Origin of the sequence: Brevundimonas viscosa, from assembly GCF_900116065.1 — a bacterium.
Taxonomy (GTDB): Bacteria; Pseudomonadota; Alphaproteobacteria; order Caulobacterales; family Caulobacteraceae; genus Brevundimonas; species Brevundimonas viscosa.
Genome location: NZ_FOZV01000005.1, coordinates 197394 through 218732 on the forward strand (window position 1 = coordinate 197394; position 21339 = coordinate 218732).

Annotated in this window: 19 protein-coding genes; 7 read left to right on the forward strand and 12 right to left on the reverse strand. The window is 70.8% G+C overall.

The features are described 5' to 3' along the window. Positions 1 to 23 precede the first annotated feature (23 nt). The 4 genes from BM333_RS11155 to ku all read right to left on the reverse strand — a co-directional run bounded on the left by BM333_RS11155 (position 24) and on the right by ku (position 4327). Positions 24 to 1790, reverse strand: a complete 1767-nt coding sequence (locus BM333_RS11155; protein ID WP_092311573.1) for an SLC13 family permease — start codon at positions 1788 to 1790, stop codon at positions 24 to 26. Positions 1791 to 1869: 79 nt separating this feature from the next. Next, positions 1870 to 2970: an HAAS signaling domain-containing protein gene (locus tag BM333_RS11160; RefSeq protein WP_092311320.1), complete on the reverse strand. Its 1101-nt coding sequence runs from the start codon at positions 2968 to 2970 to the stop codon at positions 1870 to 1872. A gap of 16 nt (positions 2971 to 2986) precedes the next feature. Next, the gene (locus BM333_RS11165) at positions 2987 to 3316 is read right to left on the reverse strand and encodes a PadR family transcriptional regulator (protein WP_092311323.1); all 330 of its coding nucleotides are present in this window, start codon (positions 3314 to 3316) and stop codon (positions 2987 to 2989) included. Positions 3317 to 3445: 129 nt separating this feature from the next. After that, on the reverse strand, positions 3446 to 4327 hold the full coding sequence (gene ku / locus BM333_RS11170; RefSeq protein ID WP_092311326.1) for a non-homologous end joining protein Ku: 882 nt from the start codon (positions 4325 to 4327) through the stop codon (positions 3446 to 3448). Positions 4328 to 4420: 93 nt separating this feature from the next. Here ku and upp point away from each other — a divergent pair, with 93 nt between their 5' ends. Next, entirely contained in the window at positions 4421 to 5062 is a 642-nt protein-coding gene (gene upp, locus BM333_RS11175) for a uracil phosphoribosyltransferase (protein ID WP_092311329.1), read from the forward strand. 4 nt (positions 5063 to 5066) lie between these two features. On the opposite strand, the gene BM333_RS11180 is transcribed toward upp, so the two are convergent. The 3 genes from BM333_RS11180 to BM333_RS11190 form a co-directional block, all read right to left on the reverse strand. Beyond that, positions 5067 to 8642, reverse strand: a complete 3576-nt coding sequence (locus BM333_RS11180; protein WP_092311332.1) for a M1 family aminopeptidase — start codon at positions 8640 to 8642, stop codon at positions 5067 to 5069. A 10-nt stretch (positions 8643 to 8652) separates the two neighbouring features. Next, positions 8653 to 9531 carry an ABC transporter ATP-binding protein gene (locus BM333_RS11185; RefSeq protein ID WP_092311335.1) on the reverse strand — a complete coding sequence of 293 codons (879 nt, stop codon included), beginning with the start codon at positions 9529 to 9531 and terminating at the stop codon, positions 8653 to 8655. 102 nt (positions 9532 to 9633) lie between these two features. Continuing rightward, positions 9634 to 11781: a malate synthase G gene (locus tag BM333_RS11190; RefSeq protein WP_218151453.1), complete on the reverse strand. Its 2148-nt coding sequence runs from the start codon at positions 11779 to 11781 to the stop codon at positions 9634 to 9636. Between the two features lie 346 nt (positions 11782 to 12127). Here BM333_RS11190 and BM333_RS11195 point away from each other — a divergent pair, with 346 nt between their 5' ends. Beyond that, the gene (locus BM333_RS11195; protein WP_092311579.1) at positions 12128 to 13600 is read left to right on the forward strand and encodes a DEAD/DEAH box helicase; all 1473 of its coding nucleotides are present in this window, start codon (positions 12128 to 12130) and stop codon (positions 13598 to 13600) included. A gap of 4 nt (positions 13601 to 13604) precedes the next feature. On the opposite strand, the gene BM333_RS11200 is transcribed toward BM333_RS11195, so the two are convergent. Together BM333_RS11200 and ctrA are read right to left on the reverse strand one after the other, a co-directional pair. Beyond that, the gene (locus BM333_RS11200) at positions 13605 to 14501 is read right to left on the reverse strand and encodes a dihydrodipicolinate synthase family protein (protein ID WP_092311338.1); all 897 of its coding nucleotides are present in this window, start codon (positions 14499 to 14501) and stop codon (positions 13605 to 13607) included. A 144-nt stretch (positions 14502 to 14645) separates the two neighbouring features. Beyond that, the gene (ctrA, locus tag BM333_RS11205; RefSeq protein ID WP_092311341.1) at positions 14646 to 15347 is read right to left on the reverse strand and encodes a response regulator transcription factor CtrA; all 702 of its coding nucleotides are present in this window, start codon (positions 15345 to 15347) and stop codon (positions 14646 to 14648) included. Positions 15348 to 15629: 282 nt separating this feature from the next. Between ctrA and BM333_RS11210 the strand changes: the two genes are divergently transcribed. The 3 genes from BM333_RS11210 to BM333_RS11220 all read left to right on the forward strand — a co-directional run bounded on the left by BM333_RS11210 (position 15630) and on the right by BM333_RS11220 (position 17378). Then, positions 15630 to 15986 carry a chromosomal replication initiator DnaA gene (locus BM333_RS11210; protein WP_092311344.1) on the forward strand — a complete coding sequence of 119 codons (357 nt, stop codon included), beginning with the start codon at positions 15630 to 15632 and terminating at the stop codon, positions 15984 to 15986. Beyond that, the gene (locus BM333_RS11215; RefSeq protein WP_245777245.1) at positions 15968 to 16696 is read left to right on the forward strand and encodes a DUF6456 domain-containing protein; all 729 of its coding nucleotides are present in this window, start codon (positions 15968 to 15970) and stop codon (positions 16694 to 16696) included. The genes BM333_RS11210 and BM333_RS11215 overlap by 19 nt, the downstream gene beginning before the upstream one ends. A 151-nt stretch (positions 16697 to 16847) precedes the next feature. Beyond that, positions 16848 to 17378 carry a hypothetical protein gene (locus tag BM333_RS11220; protein ID WP_092311349.1) on the forward strand — a complete coding sequence of 177 codons (531 nt, stop codon included), beginning with the start codon at positions 16848 to 16850 and terminating at the stop codon, positions 17376 to 17378. On the opposite strand, the gene BM333_RS11225 is transcribed toward BM333_RS11220, so the two are convergent. Further along, positions 17369 to 17803 (reverse strand): SufE family protein, encoded by a 435-nt coding sequence (locus BM333_RS11225; protein ID WP_092311582.1) that lies wholly within the window; start codon positions 17801 to 17803, stop codon positions 17369 to 17371. The genes BM333_RS11220 and BM333_RS11225 overlap by 10 nt on opposite strands. Positions 17804 to 17976: 173 nt before the next feature. On the opposite strand from BM333_RS11225, the gene BM333_RS11230 reads away from it, so the two are divergent. Beyond that, the gene (locus BM333_RS11230; protein ID WP_092311352.1) at positions 17977 to 19668 is read left to right on the forward strand and encodes a sensor histidine kinase; all 1692 of its coding nucleotides are present in this window, start codon (positions 17977 to 17979) and stop codon (positions 19666 to 19668) included. 9 nt (positions 19669 to 19677) lie between these two features. Here the strand turns inward: BM333_RS11230 and BM333_RS11235 are convergent, their stop codons facing one another. Further along, positions 19678 to 20538 (reverse strand): hypothetical protein, encoded by an 861-nt coding sequence (locus BM333_RS11235; protein ID WP_092311355.1) that lies wholly within the window; start codon positions 20536 to 20538, stop codon positions 19678 to 19680. A gap of 58 nt (positions 20539 to 20596) precedes the next feature. Between BM333_RS11235 and BM333_RS11240 the strand changes: the two genes are divergently transcribed. Further along, positions 20597 to 20926, forward strand: coding sequence for a DUF1491 family protein (locus tag BM333_RS11240; protein WP_092311358.1), 330 nt, complete (start codon positions 20597 to 20599; stop codon positions 20924 to 20926). Between the two features lie 3 nt (positions 20927 to 20929). Here the strand turns inward: BM333_RS11240 and BM333_RS11245 are convergent, their stop codons facing one another. Beyond that, complete coding sequence (locus BM333_RS11245; RefSeq protein ID WP_092311362.1) at positions 20930 to 21310, reverse strand: hypothetical protein; 381 nt, start codon at positions 21308 to 21310, stop codon at positions 20930 to 20932. Positions 21311 to 21339 lie beyond the last annotated feature (29 nt).

Genomic DNA, 21339 nt, shown 5'->3' on the forward strand with positions numbered 1-21339 from the left:
CGGACACGGGAGCGGCCGGACGGTCAGAGCGGCCAGAACAGCAGGATCAGCGGCGGACCCGCCAGCAGCACAAGCAGGCTGAGCGGGGCGCCGAGGCGGGCGTAGTCCTCGAAGCGGTAGCCGCCCGGCCCCATGACCAGGGTGTTGCACTGGTGGCCGACAGGGGTGAGGAAGTCGCACGCCGCGCCGACCGCCACGGCCATCAGGAAGGCGTCGGGATCGTAGCCCAGCTGGGTGGCGAGGCTGGCGCCGATCGGGGCGACGATCAGCACGGTCGCGGCGTTGTTCAGGAACGGCGTCACCGCCATCGCCGCCAGCATCAGTCCGCCCACCGCCAGCACGGCGGGCAGGCCGGTGAACAGGTCGCGCATCAGGCCGGCGATCAGGTCGGCGCCGCCGGTCTGCTGGATGGCGTCCGACACCGGGATGAGGGCGGCGATGAGCACCAGCAGCGGCCCGTCCAGTGCGGCGTAAGCCTCGCGCATCTTCAGCCCGCCGAGCGCCACGATGATCACCGCCGCGCCGAAGAAGGCGACCGCGACCGGAACGACGCCGAAGCCGACCAGCACCATGGCCGCCGCCAGCACCACCGCGGGCAGGAAACGCCGCCGCGACCCGCCGAGCCGCACCTGCCGCTCGGCCAGGGGCAGCAGATCGAGCTCCTGCAGCGCCATGGGCAACCGCGCCTCGCCGCCCTGCAGCAGCACGATGTCGCCGGGTCTCAGCCGCGCCGAGCGCAGTTTCTGGGTCAGTTCGTGACCGCTGCGCGAGACGCCCAGCAGGTTGACGCCGTACTGGCCATAGAGATCAGCCTGCCGCGCCGTCTGACCGGCCAGCGGCGAGTTGGCGCCGACCACCGCCTCGACCACCTGCACCTCGTCGGTCGCCTGCTCGCGGGCGATGGGGTGATCGTCCCGGACCAGCCGCAGGCCGGTGGCGGCGAAGAAGGACTCGAGAGCCTCGGGGCCGCCCTCGAGCAGGAGACTGTCGCCGGGCTGGACCTTCTGGTTGCCGCGCGGCCGGGGAATCCGGCGCCCACCGCGGATCAGGGCGAGAATGCGCACCTCCGCCCCCCGCTCGCGCAACGCCTTGACGGTCTCGGGCTCCCAGTCGTCGGGCGTGCGCGCCTCGGTGCCGTAGCCCTGCCCCGACAGCGCCTCGCCGAGGCTGATCGTCCCCTGTCGATGCCGCGGAAGCAGGCGATAGCCGAAGGCGAGAAAGACGAGGGCGAGGGCGGTCAGCGCCAGCCCGACCGGGGCGAAGTCGTACATGCCGAAGGGTTCGCCCATCAGCTCGGCGCGGGTCTCGGCGACGATGATGTTGGGCGAGGTGCCGACCAGGGTGACCATGCCGCCGGCCATGGCTCCGAAGGCCATGGGCATGAGAATGCGCGAAGGCGACGTACCCGTGCGACGGGTCAGCTGCATCGCCACCGGCATCATGATCGCCAGGGCGCCGACGTTCTTGGTCACCATCGACAGCAGGGTGACGGCGAGGGTCAGCACCGGGGCCTGGCTGCGTTCGGTCTTCAGCAGCGGCAGGACGCGCTTGAGCGCAAGCTCGACGATGCCCGAGCGGGCGAAGGCGGCGCTGACCACCAGCGCCGCGGCGATGATCACCGTCACGTCGTTGCGGAAGCCGTCGAAGGCCGCCTCGGCCGGGATCACGCCGACCGCCAGCCCCCCCACCAGCGCGGCCAGGGCCACGAGGTCGTAGCGGAACCGGCCCCAGATGAAGCCGGCGATGGTCAGGCCGACCAGGCCGAAGGCCAGCCCCTGCTGCAGCGTCACGCCCACCGTCTCATGCCCCGGCGGCCGGATCGCCGCCGGGCGTTAACGCAGATCACGGGGATTCGCTGCAACGCTTGGCTCAGCCCCGCGCCAGCTTCCAGAGGCCGCCGAGCAGCTGGAACATCAGCCCGACGGCCATCATCGCCAGCACCCAGACGGCCACGATCGACAGGTTTTCGGCCACCCCGGCCAGCTCGCGTCCGCTGTCGCCGAGCGAGCGCAGCGTCTGGAGATCGAGCATCGACCAGTCGCCGGCGATCCGCGCCGTCTCGCCGTCGCGCTTGAGGGTGAACCAGTGTCCGGCTTCGAAGATCGCCCAGGTCAGCCAAAGGCCGGCGGCGGCCAGCGCCGCGCGCCCGGCGCCGAGCAGCCGCGTGGCTGCGGGTCGGGCGAGACCGACCAGATCCACCGCCATGCAGCCGAGGGCGTAGACGAGGATGAAGCCGTGCAGGGCCGTCCACACCGGCGCCCCGCTCACGGTCGCGTCGGCGCCGCGCAGGGGGAACTCCATCAGGCCGGGGAAATGCAGCGCGCCCACCCACCAGAGCACGAACACCCCGGTGACCAGCAGCGAGAACAGGCGCTCGCCGCCCGGCCACCCGCCGACAGACGCTTTCGGGGCCCAGACCGCCTTCGCCTCCGGCTTGCCCGCCGCCGCCGCCCCCCAGGCGGCCGGATCGGACAGGCCGAAGGCGCCGAGATCCTTCACCCGCCAGTGCGTCATCCACCGCGGCCGGACGTTGTAGTGCTCCAGTCCCGCGGCGATGACCGTCGCCACCCCCACGAGGGTCAGGCCGCCGCCGATGAAGCCGTGGATCGCCCTCGAGATGGCGTCCCCCGCGTCGACCGGATCGGTGAGGATCTGGATGAACAGACCGATGGCCTGCACCGCGAGCACCAGCAGCAGGCCGGCCTTCACGGCGAACAGCCAGTAGGGGAAGAGCTCCGGCCCCACGAGCGAGTCCGGCCCCTTGCGGTAGCGGGCCGCGACCACGAGCGGATGGCCGATCTCGCGCAGGATCTCCTCCTGCTCGTCCTCGCTGAGCGGCCGCCCGAGCTCCTCCTCGCGCGCCTCGAAGCGGCTCAGGATCAGGTCGCGCAGCTCGGCGGTGATGTCCTCGCGCTGGTCCTGCGGCAACTGGGCCGCGACGGCGGCCAGGTAGCGGTCGATCATGTCCATCGGACGGTCCCCCGGTTCATAGAAGCTTGTCGAGCGAGGCGTTGATGCCGCGCCATTCGTCGATCAGGGCGGCCAGCATGGCCGTCCCCGCGGGCGACAGGCGGTAGAAGCGCTTCTTCCGCTTCTCCTCCTCGCGCCATTCGCTATCGAGCAGGCCCTGGCTCTCGAGCCGGCGCAGCAGCGGGTAGAGGGTGGATTCCTCCATCTCCAGCCCGTCGGCGGCCAGCGCCTGGCGCAGGGTGTAGCCGTAGCGTTCGGTCCTCAGGCAGGCGAGCACCGCCAGCACCAGCGATCCGCGTCGCAGCTCCAGCTTCATGCTCTCGAAGAGGTCCGGATCGACCGCCATGCCCGCTCACCTGTCCGCCACATAGTGTGTGTCACACAGTGTATGGCGCAGAGTGTGAACGGGTGTCAAGTCGAACGGCGTTCACCTCTCCATCGCCCCTCAAGGCGATGGAGAGGTGACGCGAAACGCCTACGCCGCCTTCTTCCGGGCCGGAGCCTTCTTCGCCGCCGGCTTCTTCGCCGCGGTCTTCTTCGGGGCCGCCTTCTTCGCCGGAGCCTTGCCCCCGCCGCCCGAGGCGGAACCCTTCAGGCTGTTGCGCAGCGCGGCCATGAGGTCGATGACGTTGGTGTCCTCCGGCTCGGGCGCCTCGACGAGGCCCTTGCCGCCCTTCTGCTTGGCCTTGACCATCTCGCGCAGGGCCTCGTCGTAGCGGTCCCTGAACTGGCTGGGGTCGAACTCGGCCTCCTTTTGCCCGATCAGTCGCTCGGCGATGTCGACCATGTCCGGATCGGCCTCGACGTCGGGGATGTCGTCGAAGAAGTCGGCGGCGTCGCGGACCTCCTCGTGGGCGCGCAGGCTGTAGGCGACCATGCCCTTGCCGCGCACCTCCAGCGCGATCTGCCGCTCCCGGCCGCGCAGCACCAGGCAACCGATGGCGACTTTCCCGGCCGAGCGCATGGCCTCGCGGATCACCGCGAAGGCGTCGGTTCCGACCCCCTTCTCGGGCACGATGTAGAAGGGGTCGTCCCAGTAGAGGCGGTCGATGTCGTCGATGTCGACGAACTCGTCGATCGACAGGGTCCGGGTGCTCTCCAGCTTGACCTTGTCGAAGTCCTCGTCCTCGAACAGGACGTACTCGTCCTTCGACACCTCGTAGCCCTTCACCAGGTCGGAGCGCTCGACCGGACCGGTGTCCGGGTCGGTCGGCACCATGCGGATGCGGTTGTTGGTCTCGGGATTGATCAGGTGGAAGCTGACGTGGCTGCGGCTGGACGTGGCCGTGTACATCGCGACCGGACAGGTCACGAGCGACAGCTTCAAATGCCCCTGCCAGGTGGGTCGGGCGGCCATGGTGCGGACTCCTTGTTCGGCCGACTCAACGCGGCGTGGCCGGACTCGTTCAGCCCGCTGGACAGGGCGGAAGGGGCGGTGTGTGCTGCCCGGATGACCGCAAGCCCCTCCTCCGCCGCCCTCACCGTCGTCGACCACCCGCTGGTGCGGCACAAGCTGTCGATCATGCGGGCCAGGCACACGCCGACCGCCGAGTTCCGCCGCCTGCTGCGCGAGATCGCCGTCCTGCTGGGTTACGAGGCGACGCGCGACCTTTCCGTCACCGAGTATCCGCTCGAGACGCCGGTGGCGCAGACCACCGGCGTGCGGGTCGCAGCGCCGGTGTTCGTGCCGGTGCTGCGCGCCGGCCTCGGCCTGCTGGACGGCATGCTGGATCTGCTGCCCGAGGCCGACGTGGCCCACATCGGCCTGTACCGCGACCCCGAGACGCTCAAGGCGGTGGAGTACTATTTCCGCGCGCCCGCAGACGTGGCCGCCCGCCGCTGCATCGTGGTCGACCCGATGCTAGCCACGGGACGCAGCGCCGTGGCCGCGCTCGACCGGCTGAAGGGCCGCGGCGCCGCCGACCTGCGCTTCGTCTGCCTGCTGGCCGCGCCCGAGGGGCTCCAGCGCCTGCGCGCCGCCCACCCGGACGTGCCGATCTGGACCGCCGCCGTGGACGAGCGCCTGAACGAGCACAGCTACATCGTGCCCGGCCTCGGCGACGCCGGCGACCGGCTGTTCGGGACGCAATGAGTCGTCAGTCCACCGCCCGCACGTTGTCGTCCGAGTTGCGGTCGATCCACTTGTTGAAGGGATCGGCGCCGGCGAACTTCGGCTCGCGGTCGACGACGAAGCGCAGGGTCTGGGTCCCCGAGCGGATCGGCCGGCGCTCGACGAGGATCACGTCGGCCTCGTCGAACACCCCCTTGCCCGGCTCGGCGGTGAACAGGCCGACGTCGAAGCTCTCGTTCAGCGGCGCCTCGGTCTCGGCCCCCTCGCCATCGGCGTACAGCTTGCGCGCCTCCACCGTGACGGCGACGTCCCAGCGGCCGTCGGCGCGGCGGATCGCCGTCGCGCCGGTCGTCTTGACGTCGTAGAGGGTGATCTTCTCGAACAGGTCGGTGATCAGCGCCTGCTTGTCGGCCGGCGCCTCGGCGCGCAGCGCCTGCACCAGGTCCAGCGATCGCGGCCAGGGCGCGCCCTTGAAGGCGTACTGCGCCAGCACCCGGCGAAGCGCGCGGTTGACCGCATCCTCGCCCAGCTGGTCGCGCAGCAGGTACATGACCAGGCCGCCCTTCTGGTAGTGGATGTACTGCTGGTTCTCGACCCGCATGAGCGGCAGCTCCTCCAGCCGCTCCATGCCGCGGGCGCTGAGGTAGCCGTCCAGCTCGTCCTTCAGGAAGCGCCGGATCTGCTCGCGGCCGTACAGCTTCTCCATCACCATCAGGGCCGAGTACTGGGCCAGCGTCTCGGACAGGGCGGTGGCGCCCTGCTGGTCCGAGCCGATGACCTGGTGGGCCCACCATTGGTGCGCGAACTCGTGCGCCGCGACGTAGGTGACGTAATCGATCTTCGTCTCGTCAGAGAGGTCGGCGATGAAGCCGAGCCCCTCCGACCAGGCGAAGGTGTTCGGATACGACTGGGCGAAGCTGGCGTAGTCCGGGAACTCGACGATCCGCGCCTGCCGGAACTGGTAGGGGCTGAAGTTCGCCTGGAAATAGTCCAGCGAGGCGGCCAGGGCGTCCAGCATACGCGGCACGTTGCGGTCGTGGTCGGGGTCGTGGAACACGACCAGCTCGACCCCGTCGTGCATGCGGGCGGTGCGCTCGTACTCGGCCGACTGCACCGAGAAGAAGTTCAGCACCGGCGACTCGGTGACGAAGCGCGAGGTGCGCCGGTCGCCCTGCACGACATCGGACACCATGCGGCCCGGCGCCACCACGGTCTGGTCGGCGTCGGTGGTGACGGTGATGTCCGCGGTCGTCCAGCCGGCGCCGAGATAGTTGCCGTCGCGGGCGGATTCGTCCTCCAGCTTCGCCGGCCGCAACTCGGCGGGCAGGCCCAGCTTGCGCCGCTTGCTGCGGTCGTCCAGCAGCCCCTGCCGGCTCATGCCGATCATGGGGGCGAACTCCATGTTGTTGACGAAGGTGCCGTTGTCGACCAGCCGGGTGGTGTTCCCAGACGCCTTGAAGCCGCGCTGCTCCAGCACCGTCTCGAACGTCGCGGTGCGGCGCTCGCCCGGCTGCAGCGGCGTGGCGAAGCGATAGATGCGGTACTCAAACTCCGGCCACTCGCGGGCGACCGTGGCGCCCTCCACCTCGAGGCGGACCATGGCGAGATCGTCCGTCCAGCGCAGGTGCACCTCGCTGAGCGGCTCCCCGGTGCGGTTCTCCAGCACATAGGTCCCGCGGGTGGTCAGCTTCGGCTGGTGCGGACGCAGGTCCATGGCCAGCTGCATGTGGGCGATTTCCGGCTGCGGCGTATTCTCGAAGCGCAGCAGGGCCTTCTCGTAGGCGGCCTGTTCGGCCTCGCGGGCGTCGCGGGACTGGTAGTCGTTCCAGACGTTGGTGTTGACGTAGATGAAGCTGCCCAGCCCGACGAAGGCGACCAGCGCCACGCCGGCGATCAGGCCGGCCGGACCCGCCAGCCGGCGCGGAAAGCGCTTCAGCCGCGGCCACAGCCGCGTCTCGGTCCCGCGCCGCCACAGGCCCCAGGCGATGACCAGCAGGATGATCGCGAAGGCGCTCCAGTAGGCGTCGGTCACGGCGCTGAAGCCGGCGAAGTCGCCGACGCCGTTCATGTCCGACAGCGGCACGCCGATGCCGGCGCCGTAGCGGTACAGCACATGGTCGAAGCCCATGTTCACCGCCACGATGGTCGAGATCAGGTAGACCACCATGATCGCCCAGCCGACGAACTTGTTCGGCGACAGGGCCTGGACGAAGATCGCCAGCACCGCCAGCAGGGTGAAGCTGAGGCCCTGCGGCAGGACATACCAGAGCAGGTATTTGTCCAACTCGAAGTCGGTGTAGCCCTTGATCGTCTGGGTCACGACGCCGGCCAGAACGCCGACCGCCAGGGTGGAGATCAGCACCAGCGCCAGCGCCAGGGTCTTGGGGACGAGGAAGGTCCAGTCCGGCGTCGGGGTGGCGTCGACGATCTCGTGCGTGCGACGGTCGCGGTCGCGCCAGACCAGCTCGCCGGAATAGTAGATGGCGATGACCATCGAGATCAGGCCGAAGGTGCCGGTCAGGGCGGTGATCACCACCCGGGTGACCAGCAGGATCGGCGCGCCGTAGATCTCGCCGGTGAAGAACAGGGTGGCCACGGCGAAGGCGAACGCCAGCAGCACCAGCACCACCCAGGCCGGGCTCTTGAACACCAGCGCCATCTCGAAGCGGGTGCGCGACACCAGCTGCGCCAGGCCGCTGCTGAAGCCGTAGCTCGGGCGCGGCAGCGAGCCCACCGGGGCGGCGGGCGGCGCGTCGCGTTCGACCAGCGCCTTCATCCGCTCCTGCTTGCGCAGCTTCGCCCCCTTCGGGGAGGGATTGTAGAGCAGGTAGGCCGCGGCCAGCAGGGCGGCGCCGACGGCGGTCCAGATCACCCGGTTCCACAGCAGCACGCCTTCCAGCGGCGCGTTCAGCGTGTTGCGCTCGGCGGCGGTCCAGTACTTCGTCACCAGCGCATAGGCCCCGCTGCCGAACGGCTCGGCCCAGGCCATGGCGGTCTCGAACTCGGGCCGGCTGCCCAGCACGCCGGTGCTGGCGAGATAGGCGATCAGCACCGCCACCACCCCGATGTAGGTGGCCATCATCGACCGGGTCACGGTGGCGAGGGTGAAGAACAGGGCCGAGGTCAGGAACACGCCCGTCAGCCCGAACACCAGGTAGGAGTAAGCGTAGTCGCCGAGCCGCAGCGGACCGACGGTCTCGGGATCGACCCACGGCATGAAGGTGCCGAGCAGGGTGCCGATGGCGATGCTGAGGTAGCACAGCGCCACCGCGGCGAAGGCGCCGAGGAAGCGGCCGTACAGATAGGCGCCCTTGGTGATCCGCGTCGACAGGATCAGCGGCCCGAAGCCGGTATGGCTGTCGCGGGCGATGACGTTGGCGACGATCGCCGTGGTCGCCAGCATGAAGAAGACATTGAAGATGATGTGCGCGCCGGCGAGGGCGTAGGGGGCGTTCTTGTGCACATTGCCGCCCGAACCGAGCGACACGTTGGGACTGGCCACGGCCCCGAAGGCCAGCAGGCCGAAGACGATGGCAATGACCCAGAAGGCCGGCTGGCGCAGCTGGTAGCGGAATTCGAAGCTTGCGATCTTTCCGAACATGATCGCGCCCTCAGGCCGCGCGGCGCGAAGCGGCGACGGTGGCGAGGTAGACATCTTCCAGCCCGCCCGGCGCCCGTTCGAAACCGTCGCCCGGGTGGCTGTCGGAGAGGACGTGGACCACGGTGCGCCCGCCGAGCAGGCGGGTCGAGATGACCTTGTGCGAGCTCTGGAACTCGGCGAGGTCGGCCTTGTCGATGACGCGCCGCCAGACCTTGCCCTCGAGGCTGTGCATCAGGTCGGTGGGGGCGCCCTCCAGCTGGATCTTGCCGCCGGCCAGCACCGCCATGCGCGGACACAGGTCGGTGACGTCCTCGACGATATGGGTCGACAGGATCACCACCACGTTCTCGCCGACCTCCGCGAGCAGGTTGAGGAAGCGGTTGCGCTCCTCGGGATCGAGGCCCGCGGTGGGCTCGTCGACGATGATCAGTTCGGGGTTGCCGATCAGCGCCTGGGCGATGCCGAAACGCTGTCGCATGCCGCCCGAGAAGCCGGCCAGCGCCTTGCCGCGCACCGGCCACAGGTTGACCTGGTGCAGCAGGGCGGTGACCGTCTCCTTGCGCTCGCGGCCGTTGGCGATGCCCTTCAGCACAGCCATGTGGTCCAGCATGTCCCAGGCCGAGACCCGCGGATAGACGCCGAAGTCCTGCGGCAGGTAGCCGAGCACGCGGCGCAGCTTCTCCGGCTCCTTGATGACGTCGATGTCGCCGAAGCGGATCGAGCCCGAGGTCGGGGTCTGCAGGGTGGCGATCGAGCGCATCAGCGTCGACTTGCCCGCCCCGTTCGGACCCAGCAGGCCGAACATGCCCTTGGGAATGGTCAGGCTGACGTCGTCCAGCGCCCGCGTTCCGTTGCCGTAGACGTGGGTCAGGTTCTCGATCGTCAGCATGCGCGCATCCCCCTCTGGTGCGCCTCTACCCTGTCGTCGGCGTCCCGGGGTCGCAAGTTAAACATGGGTCAGGTTGGCGCAGGCGCCTTTGGAGGCGACCTCTCAGCCCCTTGCGGCGGTCGCACCCTTGGCCTGCAGCCGCCAAGCGTGCAGCAGCGGTTCGGTATAGCCGTTCGGCTGGCGCGTCCCCTCGAACACCAGCGCCCGCGCCGCCTGGAAGGCGAGGCTGTTCGCCGGGTCGTCCGCCATGGGCCGGTAGAGCGCATCGCCGACGTTCTGGGCGTCGACCTTGGCGGCCATCCTCAGCAGGGCGGCGTCGACCTGGGCCGCCGTGCAGACGCCGTGCAGCAGCCAGTTGGCCATGTGCTGCGAGGAGATGCGCAGGGTGGCCCGGTCCTCCATCAGGCCGACGTCGTGGATATCGGGCACCTTGGAGCAGCCGACGCCCTGGTCGATCCAGCGGACCACATAGCCGAGCAGCCCCTGGGCGTTGTTGTCCAGCTCCTCGGCGACCTCCGCCTCCGACCAGTTCCGCCCCTCGGCCAGCGGCGGGGTGAGCAGGTCGGCCAGCGGCGGACACGGACGGGCGGCGATTTCCGCCCGCAGGGCGAAGACGTCGGTCTGGTGGTAGTGCAGGGCGTGCAACGTCGCCGCCGTCGGCGAGGGCACCCAGGCGGTGTTGGCGCCGGTCTTCGGATGGCCCGCCTTCTGCTCCAGCATCTCCGCCATGCGGTCGGGCGCGGCCCACATGCCCTTGCCGATCTGGGCCCGGCCGTCGAGGCCGCAGGCCAGTCCGATGGCGACGTTGCGCGCCTCGTAGGCGGCGATCCACGGCGTCGCCTTCATCTCCGCCTTCCTCACCACCGGGCCGCCCTGCATGCAGCTGTGGATCTCGTCCCCGGTGCGGTCGAGGAAGCCGGTGTTGATGAAGACGATGCGGTCGCGCACCGCGTGGATGCAGGCGGCGAGGTTGGCCGAGGTGCGGCGCTCCTCGTCCATGACGCCGACCTTGACCGTGCACCGCTCCAGCCCCAGCAGGTCCTCCACCGCATCGAACAGGTCGTTGGTGAAGGCGCACTCATCCGGACCGTGCATCTTCGGCTTGACGATGTAGATCGAGCCGGCGCGGCTGTTGCGGAAGCGGCCCAGCCCCTTGAGGTCGTGCAGACCGACCAGGCTGGTGACGATGGCGTCGAGAACGCCCTCCGGCGCCTCCGATCCGTCCGGCAGCAGGACGGCGGGCGTGGTCATCAGGTGGCCGACGTTGCGCACGAACAGCAGGCTCCGCCCCGGCAGGGTCAGGCCCTCCCCGTCCGGCGCGGCGTAGGTCCGGTCCTCCGCCAGCGCCCGCGTCACCTGCCGGTCGCCCTTGGCGAAGGTCTCGACCAGGTCGCCCCGCATCAGCCCCAGCCAGTTGCGGTAGGCCGCAACCTTGTCGGCGGCGTCGACGGCGGCGACAGAGTCCTCGAGGTCGACGATGGTGGTCAGCGCCGCCTCCAGCACCACGTCGGCCAGCCCTGCCGGATCGTCGCGGCCGATCGGGTGGCCGCGGTCCAGCACCAGTTCGATGTGCAGGCCGTGATGGCGCAGCAGCACCGCCTCGGGCCCGGCCGGGTCACCGCGCCAGCCGACCAGCTGCGCCGGGTCGCGCAAGGCTGGAGACAGCCGCCCGTCGATCACCGCATAGCCGGCGGCGTCCGCATGCGAGCCTTCCGCCAGCGGCGCCGCCTCGTCGAGGAAGGCCTTGGCCCGCGCCACCACCCGGACGCCGCGTCCCGCGTCGTAGGACCCCGACGGCGGCAGGTCGCCCAGCGCGTCCGTGCCGTAGAGAGCGTCGTACAGACTGCCCCAGCGGGCGTTGGCGGCGTTGAGCACGAAGCGGGCGTTCAGCGACGGAACCACCAGCTGGGGGCCGGCTGTCGCGGCGATCTCCGGATCGACATTGCGGGTGGCGACGGTGAACGGCTGCGGCTCAGGCGCGAGATAGCCAATGGTGCGCAGGTAGGCCTCGGTCGCCGCCGGATCATGCGACTGACCCCTTCGCGCGGCGTGCCAGTCGTCCAGCGCCGCCTGCAGCCGGTCGCGCGCCTTCAGCAGGTCGCGGTTGCGCGGGGCGAAACGCTCGAACAGCGTCGCCGCCCCGCTCCAGAAGGCCTCGGCCCCGATCCCGACCCCGTCCAGCGCCTCGTTTTCGATGAAGGCGGCCAGCTCGCTGGCGACCTGGAGACCGGCGCGGGACGTCATCGTCATGGGCTTTTCCTCGGAGGCGACGCTGTAACATTCCGTGATGACGCCGCGTAAGTCGAGACGATTGAGCGTGGCTGTGGTTCCCTTCGCCTTGACCGCGCCGCAATGAAGGCCCATCTGGTGCTGCATCGCACCACGCGATGTCCGGCGCGCTCCAGTGCGTGAGGGTCCTTCGGGACCAGTCTGTAGAAGCGCCCCGGCTCCTCAAGATCCTTCGTCGTCCCGTCACGCAGGGCGACGCCCGTTTCCCGCCCCCGAGGGGGCCGGTTGCGCGCGTCGCCCGGCGAGTTCCGGTCGTGCGCGCCGCCGCACATGAAAGACCGACGTGACGAACACGACCTTTGAATCGATGGGCCTGAACCCGGCCCTGCTCTCCGCCCTCAAGGCCGAGGGCTATGAAACGCCCACCCCGATCCAGTCCAAGGCCATCCCCGACGTGATGGCCGGCAAGGACCTGCTGGGCATCGCCCAGACCGGCACCGGCAAGACCGCGGCCTTCGCCCTGCCGATCCTGCACCGGCTGGCCGCCAACCGCACCGCTCCCGTGCCGCGCACGACGCGCTGCCTGGTGCTGTCGCCGACCCGCGAACTCGCCACCCAGATCGGCGAGAGCTTCAAGGCCTACGGCAAGCACCTCGGCTTCCGCGTCGCCGTCATCTTCGGCGGCGTGAAGTACGGCGCCCAGGAGCGCGCCCTGCAGCAGGGTCTCGACATCCTGGTGGCCGCTCCCGGCCGCCTGCTCGACCACATCCAGCAGAAGACCCTCGACCTCAGCTCGACCGAGATCTTCGTCCTCGACGAGGCCGACCAGATGCTGGACCTCGGCTTCATCAAGCCGATCCGCCAGATCACCTCGCGCCTGCCCGCGCGGCGCCAGAACCTGTTCTTCTCGGCCACCATGCCGTCGGAGATCGGCAAGCTGGCCGGCGAGCTGCTCAAGGATCCGGTCAAGGTGCAGGTGACGCCGCAGGCGACCACCGTCGAGCGCATCAACCAGTCGGTGATCTGGGTCGAACAGGGCCGCAAGCGCGCCCTGCTGACCGAGCTGTTCTCCGACCCCGCCTACACGCGCTGCCTGGTCTTCACCAAGACCAAGCACGGGGCCGACAAGGTCGCCGCCTACCTCGAGGCCGGCGGCGTCGAGGCCGGGGCCATCCACGGCAACAAGAGCCAGCCGCAGCGCGAGCGCGCGCTCGAGGCCTTCAAGAACGGCAAGCTGCGCGTGCTCGTCGCCACCGACATCGCCGCCCGCGGCATCGACGTCGACAAGGTCACCCACGTGGTCAACTTCGAGCTGCCCTTCGTACCCGAAGCCTACGTCCACCGCATCGGCCGCACCGCGCGCGCCGGCTCGGACGGCACCGCCATCAGCTTCGTCGCCGGCGACGAGATGAAGCTGCTCAAGGACATCGAGAAGGTCACCCGCCAGAAGATCCCGGCCATCGACCGCCGCAACGACAAGCAGCTGGCGCAGCTGGACGCCTCGATCATGGCGTCCGGCGTCGGCAAGAAGGCCAGCATCGACAGCGCCGGCAAGTCGGAGCAGCAGGGCCGTGGCGGCCGCGGCCGCAACCCGCGTCGCGACGGCGTCCGGCCCGAGGGCGGCGGCCAGCCTCACCGTCAGCGCAAGGGCGGTCAGCGCGACCGCACCCACCACGCCGAGCGCCCGGCCGCGGCCTACGATCCGATGGCCGGTGACCGCGCCCGCACGGTCAACAACGACCCGCGTCAGGCCGAGCCCAAGCCGGTCGGCGAACTGAAGCGCCGCCCGCGCCGCCGCCGCCCGTCCAACGGCGGCAAGGGCTACGCCGCCCAGGGCTGACGCCTCAGGCGGCGGCCTCCTCCCGGGCGGACAGCCGTTCCACCGTCTCGGCCAACGACGCCCGCGCCTCGACCGGCGGCGGCGCCAGCGGCCGCGGCGGCGGATAGTCTCCGAGCCCCAGCAAGCTGGCCGCCGCACTCATCACCCTCACGCCGCCGTGGGCGTAGAGCAGCGTCCACAGCGGGGTCAGATCGGCGCTGACGGCGTCGATCCGGTCCTGATCGTCCGCCCGCGCCGCCCGCGCGAGCGCCAGGGCGAGGCGCGGGAAGAGGCCGGCCGTCACGCTGTACCAGGCTGCGCCGCCGGCGCGGAGCGCGGAAGCGGCCGTCGCGTCGCCGCTGAAGCCGAGGCGCAGCTCGGCCCCCTCGAGCCTGGCGAGCAGGCCTGCGAAATCACCGTCCGCCGGCGCCGGCGCCTTGGCGGCCTGCACCGGGGGGAGGGCGGCGAGCCGGTCGAAGAGGTCCGGGCTGAAGGCGAAGCGGGTGGCGCCCGGATTGTCGTAGAGGCACAGCGGCAGATCGCTCGCCCCCGCGACGGTCCGAACGTGGCTCTCGGCCTCGACCTCGGTCAGGGGGGTGTAGGAGACCATGGCCAGAAGCCCCGCTGCGGCGCCCGCATGTTCGGCGTCACGGGCCAGCTCGCAGGCGGCCCTCGTCGTCAGGGCGCCGATCCCGGCGAGGACGGGCGTGGCGCCGGCCGCTTCCACCGCCGCCTCGATGGCGCGCCGCCGCTGGGCCCGGTCCAGGTAGGCGTAGGCGCCGGTGCTGCCCAGGACGCAGATGGAGTCGACGTTCGCCGCCGAAAGTCGCTCGACCCTGCGCTGCAACGCATCGACGTCCACGACGCCGGCGACGTCTGTCGGGGTGGGCGGAAAGGCTGACACGCCTTCGAACAGCGCCATGGGGGTCTCCGGCTTGCGAGGCTCCGGCATAGCGCGGCAATGAAGACTTCGGCTGACAAACCCCGTTACGCCAGGTTTCAGCGGAACGAAGAACGCCCGCCGGGTCTCCCCGGCGGGCGCTTCCTTGTCCGATATCCGCCCCGGTCAGGCGGCGGCGCTGACCGCGCCCTCGGCCGGGTCGCGCAGGACGTAGCCGCGGCCCCAGACGGTTTCGATGTAGTGCTTGCCGCCGGCCGCCGTGGCCAGCTTCTTGCGCAGCTTGCAGATGAAGACGTCGATGATCTTCAGCTCCGGCTCGTCCATGCCGCCGTACAGGTGGTTGAGGAACATCTCCTTGGTCAGGGTCGTGCCCTTGCGCAGGGAGAGGAGCTCCAGCATCTGGTACTCCTTGCCGGTCAGGTGGACGCGGTGGCCGTTCACCTCGACGGTCTTGGCGTCCAGGTTCACCGCGATCTCGCCGGTGTGGATGATCGCCTGGGCGTGGCCCTTGGAGCGACGCACCACGGCGTGGGTGCGGGCGATCAGCTCGTCCTTGTGGAACGGCTTGGTCATGTAGTCGTCGGCGCCGCCGCCGAAGGTCTTGACCTTGGTCTCGATCTCCGAGGTGCCCGAGAGGATCATCACTGGGGTGTTGACCTTGCCGACGCGCAGCTGGCGCAGGACTTCGAGGCCGTTCATGTCAGGCAGGTTGAGGTCGAGCAGGATCAGATCGTAGTCGTAGATCTTGCCCAGATCGATGCCTTCTTCGCCGAGGTCGGTCGTATAGACGTTGAAGCCTTCCGACTTCAGCATCAGTTCGATGCTTTGCGCGGTCGCGTGATCGTCTTCGATAAGCAGGACGCGCATTTGTTGCCCCTCCAGGCAAAGCTTGGCGTTGGACGTTACTGTCCCGTTTCCGGGTAACCTTGTTCGGACGTTAACCCCCCAAAAACTTAAGAAGGGTTAACGCGACTGGTTAATGACGAATCTAGGCTGATTTGCGAATCGCCGTCGAGAGTCCCGAGTCAAGGCGACGAAGTTTTTCGTCGCCGCCCGCCCTACGTCCGAATCCGACGCATCCTAGGATCATATTCCTACCCTCCGCCGGCGCTGAACGACCGGCGGCGGGTGGATGATGGAGCAGTGCAGATGGAAGGAACTTACTGGGCCCCGGAGTTCGGTCGCGACCGCATGCGCGCGGGGCTGGCGCTTCAGATCGTCGCCGCCTCGACGGGCGTGCCGGTCGAAAGCATGACCCGCACCGTGCGCCTGGAGGGGCGGGCCTGCCGGGCGCGCTGGCTGGCGATGTACCTCTCCCACGTCGCCTTCGGCTGGCCGCTGGAACGCGTCGGCCACGCCTTCGGCATGAACCGGTCGACCGCCGCCGTCGCCTGCCGCTGGGCCGAGGACGAGCGCGACCGGCCGGTGCTGGACGCCTTGCTGGAGCGGCTGGAGCGCTGCGTGCGCGAGGTACTGGAGGCGCCGGCGTGCGAACTGGGCCTGTGAGCCGGGCGCTGGAACGGGCGCGTCGCCTGCTCGCCGGCTCCGGCGGATGGATCGAGCCCGCCGGCGCGGCCTACGTCCTGCGCGCCGGTCCCGACCGGCGTTCGCGCGTCTTGCTGACCGTGGACGAGACGGTGTTCCGGCGACTGGTCGAGACCCCTGGCCTCCGCGCGCGTCGCGGCGGCGGCTGGATCGCCCGGCGCGGAGAGGCGGCCAGCGCCGCCCCCGCCGCCGGGCGGCCCGGCGTGATCGACGGCGTGCGCACCATCATGGAGGCCGACGGAGAGGCCTCGGTCCGCCGCGCCAACCTGGCCCAGACGCCGGTGACCTGGCTGGCGCGCCGGGTCGGACCCGACGGGCGGCCCTGGCTTGAGCCGGTCGAAGTGGCCGCGGCCGTCCGCCTGGCGCTGGAAGCCGAGGCGGCGCTGCGCGGCCCCTCGCTGACGATGCGGTGGGACGCGCTGCCCCGGACCGGCGCCGGCGGCGGCGCGCGCCAGGGCTGCGAGCCGGGCGACCGAGCCCTCGCGGCGGCGGCGGCCGTTGAGGCGGCCCTGTCCGCCTGCGGTCCGGCCCGGCGCATGGTCGAGCATATCTGTGTGCGCGCCACCGCCCTGCAGGCCGCCGAGCAGGCCCTCGGACTGCGCCGCCGGACCGGCAAGGTGCTTCTCCGGCAGGGTCTGCAGGCGCTGGCGCGGCACTATCGTCTCGGATGAGCGACGGATCGGGAGCGACCACCCGTTACAACCTCGTAACTTTCGCCCGGGGGCTGTTTCCTCCTAGGGTGCCAGGGTTGCGAGCGCGTCCGCCACGGGCGCGCTTTCGTGTGAACGGCGTCATGGACGGTCGTTCGTCGGGGTCGTCGCCGTGAAGTCAGTTTTCGCCACCAGTGCCGCCGCTGTTCTGCTGCTCGTCCCCGTCCCGGCCCCGGCGGGGGCGTCCGACGACCTTCTGACTGCGCGCGTTCTGGTCGAGGTCTGCCTGCCCTACGCCCAGCGTTCGCGGAGCTTCGAGAGGGCGATCGCTGCGGCGCGGAACCTCGACTTCCGTCGCCCCGTCGGGGACCAGGCTCCGCTTGAAGAATGGGCCTCCGAGGTCGACCTCGTCTCCCGCGACGGAGTCTGGCGACTGCGGATCGAGGAAGGCACGGTCGAGGTCGGCGACGGCGAGGCCTACGCCAACGGCTGTTCCCTCTCCTCCCGTCGCGCCAGCGCGAACGAGCTGGGCTGGCTGGGCCGCCGCGCCTTCGGCGACGAACGCTACTGGGCGACGGAAGGCCGCGACGGGCGAACATGGACCCGCCGCACCTCGCGGCCCGAGGAATACCGCCTCGAAGCGCGCGTCACCGAGGAGACGGGGGAGCGGCCGGCGCTCGTCGTCCGCGGCCTCTACTTCTGAGCCTGCGCCGCCGCTGCGGCCTCGCGGATCCGACCCACCATGGCGTTGAGCCCGTTCGCCCTCTGGCGCGTCAGCGCCGCCGGCAGCCCCAGCCGATCCAGCGCCGCCCTCGCGTCGAAGGCGAGAATCTCGGCCGGCGTCCGGCCGGAGTAGAGCCGCAGCAGCAGGGCGATATTGCCCTTGGACAGGGCGCTGTCGCTGTCGGCGGCGAATTCCAGCCGATCGCCTTCGCCCCGCACCCCCAGCCACACCTGCGCGGCGCAACCGGGCACCTTGTTGGCGTCGGTGCGATCGGTCTCGGGCAGCGGCGGCAGCTCGCGTCCGAGATCGATCACGTAGCCGATCCGGCTCTCCCAGTCGCCGAGAAGGTCGAACTCCTCCGCCAGATCGGCGAGGACGGCGTCGATGGAGGGCCCGGAACTCATGGCCGGCAGATAGTCCGGCCCGGCGTTAACGACAACCACCGCCGCCATCCCCTGAAATCGTCGCCTCTCCCCACCCGGCAATCGCCTGACACGGGTGCGGACTATGGACGACTCGCCCTCGCGGCTAGGCTGGCGCGATCAATTGTCCGCCCTTCGCAGCCGCGCCACCCCGTTTGACCGCTCATCCCGCCACCGCAGCGCCCGAGCGCACGGCCCCCGCCAGGGCCGGCGATCGGCCTGCGCTCGCCGCCTGGCATGCGGGCTGGGCCGTGGCGGCCGCCCTGCTGGCGCTGGGCGGCCGGTGGATCGGGGGCGTGGAGGGCCCGGTGTTCTACGGGGTGCTGGCCATGGTCGTCCCGGGCGTGGTCGGCCTGGGGCTGCTCCAGCGCGACGGCGAGCCGGAACGGATGACCCTGCTGGGCCTGTGGGGGCTTTCGGCTGTGATCAGCGCCGGCCTCTCCGGCGGGCTGACGGGTCCGCTCGCGGGCTTTGTCTTCCTGCCGCTCGCGGCCGGCATCGCGCTCGGCGGACCGCGACCGGTGCAGGCCGGCGCCGTGGCCGCGGCGGCCGCGGCCCTGTCCGGATTGTTCTCGGCCTGGCTCCTCGGCGGCCCGGGGGAGCACCTGCCGGTCTTGGCGGCGATCACGGCGGTGCTCACCGCGGCGGCGGCGGCGCTGGCCGTGCGCCTGTCCTGGCGCGAGCGGGAGGTGCGAATGGCGGCCGCGGAGGCCGAGGTGCGGCGGGTGGAGGCCCTGCTTGCGGCCCAGCCCGGCCTCACCCTCGTGCTCGAAGCCAGCGGCCGCGTGCTGGCCGCCTATGGGGTCCCGCCTGCGTCGCTGCCCGTCGACCCGTTGTTCGAACAGGGCCTCGTGGCGACCGTCCACGCCCCCGACCGGCCGCGACTTCTGGCGGCGCTGGGTCGAGCCGGGTCGGGCCACGAGAGTTCGGCCACACTTACGCCGCGACTGTCGCTGGACCGTCGGGTTCAGTTCATCTTCAGGCGGCTCGAGGACGCCGGAGAACCGAGGATCATCGCCCAGGCCTTCGACGCCACCGCCCAGTACGCCCGCGAACTGGGCCTGGAGACCGCCCGTAGCGAGGCCGAGGCGCGCGAGGCCGGCAAGACGCGGTTCCTCGCCAACATGAGCCACGAGCTGCGGACGCCGCTGAACGCCGTGCTCGGCTTCTCGGACATCATGCGCCAGCGTCTGTTCGGTCCGCTGCCCGACCGCTATGCGGAGTACGCTGAAAACATCCACCAGGCCGGCGGCCATCTGCTCGACCTGATCAACGACCTGCTGGACGTCTCCAAGATCGAGGCGGAGCGCTACACCCTGACCCGCGAGCGGTTCGACGCCCGCGAGGTGGTCTCCCAGGCCATCGCGCTTGTCCGCGTCAACGCCGAGGAGAAGGGCCTCGCCCTCTCCGGCGTGCTTCCGGCCGAGGCGCTGGAGGTCTCCGCCGACCGTCGCGCCCTCAAGCAGATCGCCCTCAACCTCCTGTCCAACGCGGTGAAGTTCACCCCCACGGGCGGCTCGGTCACCATGGCCGTCGAGGCTGTGGGTCCGTATCTCGAGATCGTCGTCTCCGACACCGGCGTCGGCATCGCGCCCGAGGACGTGCGGCGCCTTGGCCGTCCGTTCGAACAGGCCGGAGCGCTGGAGCAGCGTCGCCTCGGCACCGGCCTCGGCCTGTCGCTGGTGCGCGCCTTCGCCGAGTTGCACGAGGGCCGGATGAGCATCGACAGCACCCTCGGCGAAGGCACGGCGGTGACGGTGCGCATGCCCGTCGCGCTCGCCGCCCGGGCGCCGGCTCCGGAAGGCGGCGCCGAGGTCATTCCGCTGCCGGTGGCCAACGGCGGCTAGCCCGCCGCCTCAGAACCGTCCCATCCGGAGGAAGGCCCGACCGGCTGCGAAATCGCCCGTTTCGAGCCGGACGGTGGCGACGCTGCCGTCGCGAAAGTGGAACTCGATGGCGAACGCCTCGCGCGGGTCGAGCCGCTCCAGCGCCTCGGCCGCCGTCGCGGGGAAGCGCCAGATGTCCGCGGCGCGCTGGCCGTCGACGCTGAGGGCGGGATCCGCAGCCTCCACGCCGGCGGCCCAGAAGCTGGCGCGGGCCGTCGACGGCGGCAGCCCCCCGCCCGCCACCCACGGGCGGGACAGCCGGTTCGGGTCGCGCAGGACGAGGCGCGCCCCGTAGGGCCTTGGCCGGCCGTGCCAGCTGATCACCGCCGCCAGTTCCGGGGCGTCGCCCTTGCCGGCGAAGCCGAAGGCGACCGGCGACGCGCCCACGGTGGTGGCCTGCTTCAGCCGCCACCCCGTGCGGTCCCAGCCGTAGCGATCGGCCGTCCAGTCCAGACGGCTTCCGGGAAAGGTCATGCGCGGCGTGCGCGACCAGCCGGCGAAGGCGTCGTCGACCCGCCGCCGCACCGTTGCCAGCTCCGGGTCGGCGCAGGCCACGGCCCGCGCCCGGCTGCGCGCCCGGGTCGCCACGGCGGCGACCTCGGCCGGGCTGGCGCCGGCGCGCAGGGCCGCGCCGCGCGCCTGCGCCGCCGCCGCCGTGAGCGCGGCCGCCGTCGGGGCGGGAAACAGATCGCAGCGCGCATCCGCCGCAATCACGAAGGTTCGTTCGTAATAGGCGTCGGCCGGCCCCGCCGCCGCGGCTCCCGGAGCCAGCAGAGCGATCGCCGCGGCCAGCGCGGCTTGGGTCCTGACGGCGTTCTGCCCTATCCTCATGGGGCGACACCCTGCAGCATCAGGCGTTCCGGTCGCGTTTCCGATCAGGGTTAGCGATTTGCTTCTGTCGAGCGACGTCTGGGTGGCCGCCCTCATCCGCCGGGCCGAGATCGGCGGCGCCTTCGCCACGGTGGCGCGCAAGGGCGATCCGCGCGCCGGCACGGTGATCGTCAAGGTGTTCGACACCGCGCAACGCCGCGCCCGCCTCTACAGCGAGGCCTTCGGCCCCGACGGCGAACGCCTGTGGATGCAGCCGGTGGAAAGCGAGTCCGAGGTCGAGCTGGACGCCTACCTCCAGCGCCAGATCCGCTACGACCCGGACCTCTGGATCGTCGAGATCGAGGACCGGCAAGGCCGGCACTTCATCACGGAGAAGGTGGCGGCGTAGGGATCAGGCCGCGAGCCGCATCCACACCGCCTTGTCGGCGGAGACCGCGTCCAGCTTGCCTTTCGAGGCCCGGGCCTGGAGCTGGCGCATCACCGGCGTCGGCAGGGCGCAGAACTGCGGTTCGACCAGCTCGGGCGCGCACCCGGCCGCCGGAGCGGCGAACAGGGCGGCGTTGACCTCGGGGGAGCGGTCGTGGATCAACCAGGCGAGGCGGCGGGCGCGCTGCGGATCGTTGTGGTGCAGCAGCGGGTCCTCGGCGAACAGCTCGCAGCCCAGCTCCAGCACATAGTCGAGCCCCAGCCGGTCGAAACGACGCGCATCGCCGGGCGTGACCGGGCAGGTCTCTTCCAGATCGAACACCACGTCGTTCAACAGAAACAGCATCGGGGACACCTGCCATCGCCGGGCTCATG